Raw genomic sequence first — 4,685 nt, forward strand, 5'->3', positions numbered from 1 at the left:
AGGCACCGTGGCTTGCTCCTTCGTCGCGTACGCCACGGCACCTGATCGACGGGACGGGCGCGAACCGCCGACTTCGTCGGCGATCCCTCCTCGGGGTCGGGATGTGCGGGGCTGGGAGTGGGGTCATGGCGGACTAGCGCGCCGTGGGGTGGTCTCGTGTCGTCTCTCGGTACCGTGACGTCGTGGCTGCCGACGACGAACCGAAACCCGGCCCCGCCGAAGTGAGCGCGCTTCCGCCGAGCTGGGAGCTGCGCCGCCCGCCGCGTTGGCTGCCGCGGGCCCTGCTGTACACCGTGCTGGCCATCGCCGGGCTGATCGCGGCGTTCTGGGTGCTCGGCAAGGTGCAGGGTCTGCTGACCGTGCTGATGGTCTCGCTGTTCCTGGCCTTCGCGATCGAGCCCGCGGTGAATTGGCTTGCCGCGCGCGGGGTCCGGCGCGGGGCGGGCACCGGCGCGGTCTTCGTGCTGCTGCTGGTGCTGATCGTGGCGTTCGTGTGGACGCTGGGCGCGCTGCTGGTCAACCAGGTGACCATGCTGGTGCAGAACGCGCCCGACTACGTGCAGGACATCGTCGACTGGGTCAATTCCACCTTCGACCAGGACATCTCCGGCGACGACCTGACCAACTACGCCTCGGAGTGGAGTTCCACGATCGAGAAGTACCTGGTCGGTATCGCCGGAAACGTCTGGGGCATCGGCACAGTCGCGATCGGCGCGCTGTTCCAGCTGCTGGGCGTGCTGCTGTTCACCTTCTATTTCGCCGCCGACGGCCCCCGCTTCCGCACCTGGGTGTGCTCGCTGCTGCCGCCCAGGCAGCAGAAGCACGTGCTGCGCGCCTGGGACATCGCGGTGGAGAAGACCGGCGGCTACATCTACTCGCGCGCCCTGCTGGCCCTGTGCTCGGCCGTCGCCCACTACATCGCGCTGCGGATCTTCGACGTGCCATCGGCGTTCGCGCTGGCGCTGTGGGTGGGCGTGGTCTCGCAGTTCATCCCGACCGTCGGCACCTATCTGGCCGGTGCGCTGCCGGTGCTGGTCGCCCTGGTGCACGATCCGATCACCGCGCTGTGGATTCTGCTGTTCATCATCGCCTATCAGCAGTTCGAGAACTATGTGCTGCAACCGCGGATCACCGCGACCACCATGGACATGCATCCGGCGGTGGCCTTCGGCGCGGTGATCGCCGGCGCGGCCCTACTCGGCCCGACGGGCGCGCTGCTGGCCATCCCGGTCACCGCCACGCTCCAGGGTTTCGCGGGCGCCTACGTGCGGCGCTACGAGGTCACCGAGGAGGCCGACGCGGCACCGGGCAAGAAGCGCAAACGCAAGACCCCGCCGCCCGCCGACACCCCGGACGAGTAGCGCATGGCCATCCTGCTGGGTCTGGTCTCGATGCTGTCGACCCTGTTCGGCGGATTCGTCGCCATGCGCATCGGCGACCGCAAACACCTGGTCCTCGGCCTGGCCGCGGGTGTGATGCTCGGCCTGGTCGCCTTCGACCTGATCCCGGAGGCACTCGAACAGTCCACCGGTGAGCTGGGCGGTGTGCCGGTGGTACTCATCGCGGCGGTGGTCGGCTTCCTCAGCCTGCACATCATCGAACGCGCCGTCGCCATCCACCGCGGCCACGAAGACGAATTCGGTTCCCACCACCACGGATTCGAGTCGGTCGGCCTGCTGGCCGCCGCGGGCCTGATCTTCCACAGCACCCTCGACGGTTTCGGCATCGGGATCGGCTACCAGGCAGGCGCCACCGTCGGCCTGTCGGTGGCCATCGCGGTCATCTGCCACGACTTCGCCGACGGCTTCAACACTTTCACCATCCCCACCCTCTACGGCAGCGCCCGCCGCCGCGCCCTCACCCTCCTGGCCCTCGACGCCATCGCCCCCGTCGTGGGCGCCGTCCTCGGCACCCTCATCCCCGTCCCCGACCAGTTCATCGGCCTCTACCTCGGCTACTTCGCCGGCTTCCTCCTCTACCTGGCCACCGCCGACATCCTCCCCGAAGCCCACGCCGACCACCCCTCCCGCCTCACCCTCCTCCTCACCGTCCTCGGCGTCACCGCCATGTTCGCCGTCGCCACCCTCAGCCACACCCACTGACGACGAAGGGGCGCACCGGAAACCCGATGCGCCCCTCCGCGATTCGCTACTACTGCGCCGATTCGGCCTCGGCCGCCAGCGCCCGTCGGCGCACGCGTCGCGCGGCCGCGACCATATTGCGCAGGGAAGGCTCCAGCTGCCAGTAGTGGCGGGTCTTCAACCCACCGTCCGGGTTGGCCCAGAGGCGTTGCGGGGTGACCGCTTTCGCGGCCTGGGTGAGCAGTTCGTCGAGTTCGTCGATGTCGGGGATGCGGGCCGAGCGGCTCTCGTAGACGCCGGGGCCGACGCCGTGGCTGAGGCCGTGGCCGGTGGCGAGGTCCTCGGTGAGGGCCTGCATGACCCATTCGATCGAGCGGGTGGCCACGATCGCGGTGACGTCGGCGTCGAGCTGCTCGATCGCGTCGACCACCTCGGTGCGGCCGGAATAGCCGATGTGGGTGTGGATCTGAGTGTCGGAGCGCACGCCGGAGGTGGCGAGCTTGAAGGCGCCGACCGCCCAGCGCAGGTACTCCTCGCGGCCGCGCGGGCGGGCGGGCAGCAGCTCGCGGATGGCGGGCTCGTCGACCTGGATGATGGCGATGCCCGCCTTCTCCAGATCCACCACCTCGTCGCGGATGGCCAGTGCCACCTGGTCGGCCGTCTCGTAGAGCGGCTGGTCCTGGCGCACGAACGAGCGCGCCAGCATGGTGACCGGCCCGGTGACCATGCCCTTGACCGGCTTGTCGGTGAGCGACTGCGCGTAGGTGGTCCACTCCACCGACATCGGCGCGGGCCGGGCGACATCGCCGTAGACGATCGGCGGCCGCACGCAGCGCGAGCCGTACACCTGCACCCAGCCGAAGCGGGTGGTCGCGAAGCCGTCGAGCTGCTCGGCGAAGTACTGGATCATGTCGTTGCGCTCGTGCTCACCGTGCACGAACACGTCGAGGCCGATGTCCTCCTGCAACCGGATCGTGGCCTCGATCTCGGCTTCGACCTGCTTGCGGTAGTCCTGCTCGGACAGCCGGCCCGAGGCCACCTCGTAGCGCGCCTGGCGCAGCTTGCCGCTCTGCGGGAACGAGCCCAGCGTGGTGGCGGGCACCACCGGCAGGTTCAGCCGTTCCTGCTGGGCGGCGCGGCGCACCGCGTACGGTTCGCGCTCACGCATCTGCGGCGTGATCGCGTACACCCGCTGACGCACCGCGTGCTTCTGCTTGAAGTGCACCTCGGTGGGCCGCTTGCGCCACTTCTCCGAGGGACCCTCGGTGAGCGCCTTGGCCAGCGAGACCACCTCGCCCACCTTCTGCCTGGCGAAGGCGAGCCGGTCGGCGACATTGCCCTCGATGTCGTACTCGGCGAGCACGTCGTAGGGCACGTGCAGCAGCGTGGTGCCGGTGGACACCACCAGGTCGGGGCACACCTCGGCGATCGCGTTGAGGTAGTTCAGCGTCACGTAACGATCCGCGCGCCAGACATTGGTCCCGCTGATAACACCGGCGTAGATCCGCTTGCGCTTGATCCCGGGGATGGCGGCCAGTTCCTCCGGCGTCATCCGGTAGGAGGCCAGGTCCAGCCCGATCGCCTCGACATTGCTGGCGGCCAGGATGCGCAGCGCCTCACCGAAATCGCCGTACTGCCCGGTGACCAGGATGCGCGGGCGCAGCGGCGCCTTGGCCAGCCGCTGGTAGGCGCGCTCGAAGGCGGCCAGCTCCGCGGGCGAGCGCTCGCCGGTGAAGCACGGCTCGTCGAGCTGCACACAGGTCGACCCGCGCTTGGCCAGCAGTTCGAACAGCTGCTCGTAGAACGGCAGCAGCTTGTCCAGCAGGCTCAGCGTGTCGAACTCGGCCTCGCCGGGCACGTGCCCCGCCTTGGACAGCAGCAGCAGCGACACCGGCCCCAGCACCACCGGACGCAGTTCGATCCCGCGCGCGATCGCCCGGTCCCACTCGTCGAGCAGGGCCTCGGGGTGCAGCGAGAACGTGGTGTCGGCGTCGAGTTCGGGCTGACGGTAGTGGTAGTTGGTGCCGAAGAAGCGCACCAGCTCGAGCGGCGGCAGGTCCGGGTTGCCGCGCGCCATCAGGAAGTAGAAGTCCAGGGGGTGCATGCCCTCCTGGTGTTCCTTGAACCGCGAGGGCACCGCGCCGAAGAGCAGCGCGTTGTCGAGGACGTGGTCGTAGAAGGAGAAGGTGTTGCCCGGAACCTGGGTCAGGCCGGTCGCGGCCAGCTCGTCGAACTGCCGCTGCTGGATGTCGCGGCCCACCGCGAGCAGTTCCTCGCGCTCGAGCGATCCGCGCCAGTACTCCTCGAGGGCACGCTTGAGCTCGCGGTGCGGACCGATCCTCGGGTAACCGAGAACGCTCGACCCGAATCCATCGGTGACGTTGACCATGAACGGGACATCCCTTCCATCACCTGCCAGCGGACCCGCTGATGCCGGCGGTCCACTGAGCAACACTGCGCTCGCGATATTTCGGCCGGTCAGAACCCGGCACCATGCAGCTTATGTGCTGGCGCCGACGCGATCACCCAGCCCCGCACATCCCGACCTCGAGGAGGGATCGCCGCGCAGCGGCGGTTCGCGGCCGGGTCGCCGGTCAGCCGCCG

The 4,685-nt window shown here is 69.2% G+C and carries 3 protein-coding genes; 2 read left to right on the forward strand and 1 reads right to left on the reverse strand.

Annotated features, from left to right (window positions below; translation table 11 throughout):
• The first annotated feature begins 182 nt into the window (after positions 1 to 182).
• Entirely contained in the window at positions 183 to 1,361 is a 1,179-nt protein-coding gene (locus ACWEMY_RS29015) for an AI-2E family transporter (protein ID WP_452392575.1), read from the forward strand.
• Between the two features lie 3 nt (positions 1,362 to 1,364).
• Positions 1,365 to 2,102: a ZIP family metal transporter gene (locus ACWEMY_RS29020; protein WP_375930557.1), complete on the forward strand. Its 738-nt coding sequence runs from the start codon at positions 1,365 to 1,367 to the stop codon at positions 2,100 to 2,102.
• Positions 2,103 to 2,151: 49 nt separating this feature from the next.
• On the opposite strand, the gene metE is transcribed toward ACWEMY_RS29020, so the two are convergent.
• Complete coding sequence (gene metE / locus ACWEMY_RS29025) at positions 2,152 to 4,470, reverse strand: 5-methyltetrahydropteroyltriglutamate--homocysteine S-methyltransferase (RefSeq protein WP_452392576.1); 2,319 nt, start codon at positions 4,468 to 4,470, stop codon at positions 2,152 to 2,154.
• Positions 4,471 to 4,685 lie beyond the last annotated feature (215 nt).

The organism is Nocardia sp. NPDC004415 (assembly GCF_053602435.1).

Bases quoted from the DNA above. Each gene is read 5' to 3' on its own strand.
- ACWEMY_RS29020 (WP_375930557.1), top strand. From the start codon at position 1,365: ATGGCCATCCTGCTGGGTCTGGTCTCGATGCTGTCGACCCTGTTCGGC.
- metE (WP_452392576.1), bottom strand. From the start codon at position 4,470: ATGGTCAACGTCACCGATGGATTCGGGTCGAGCGTTCTCGGTTACCCG.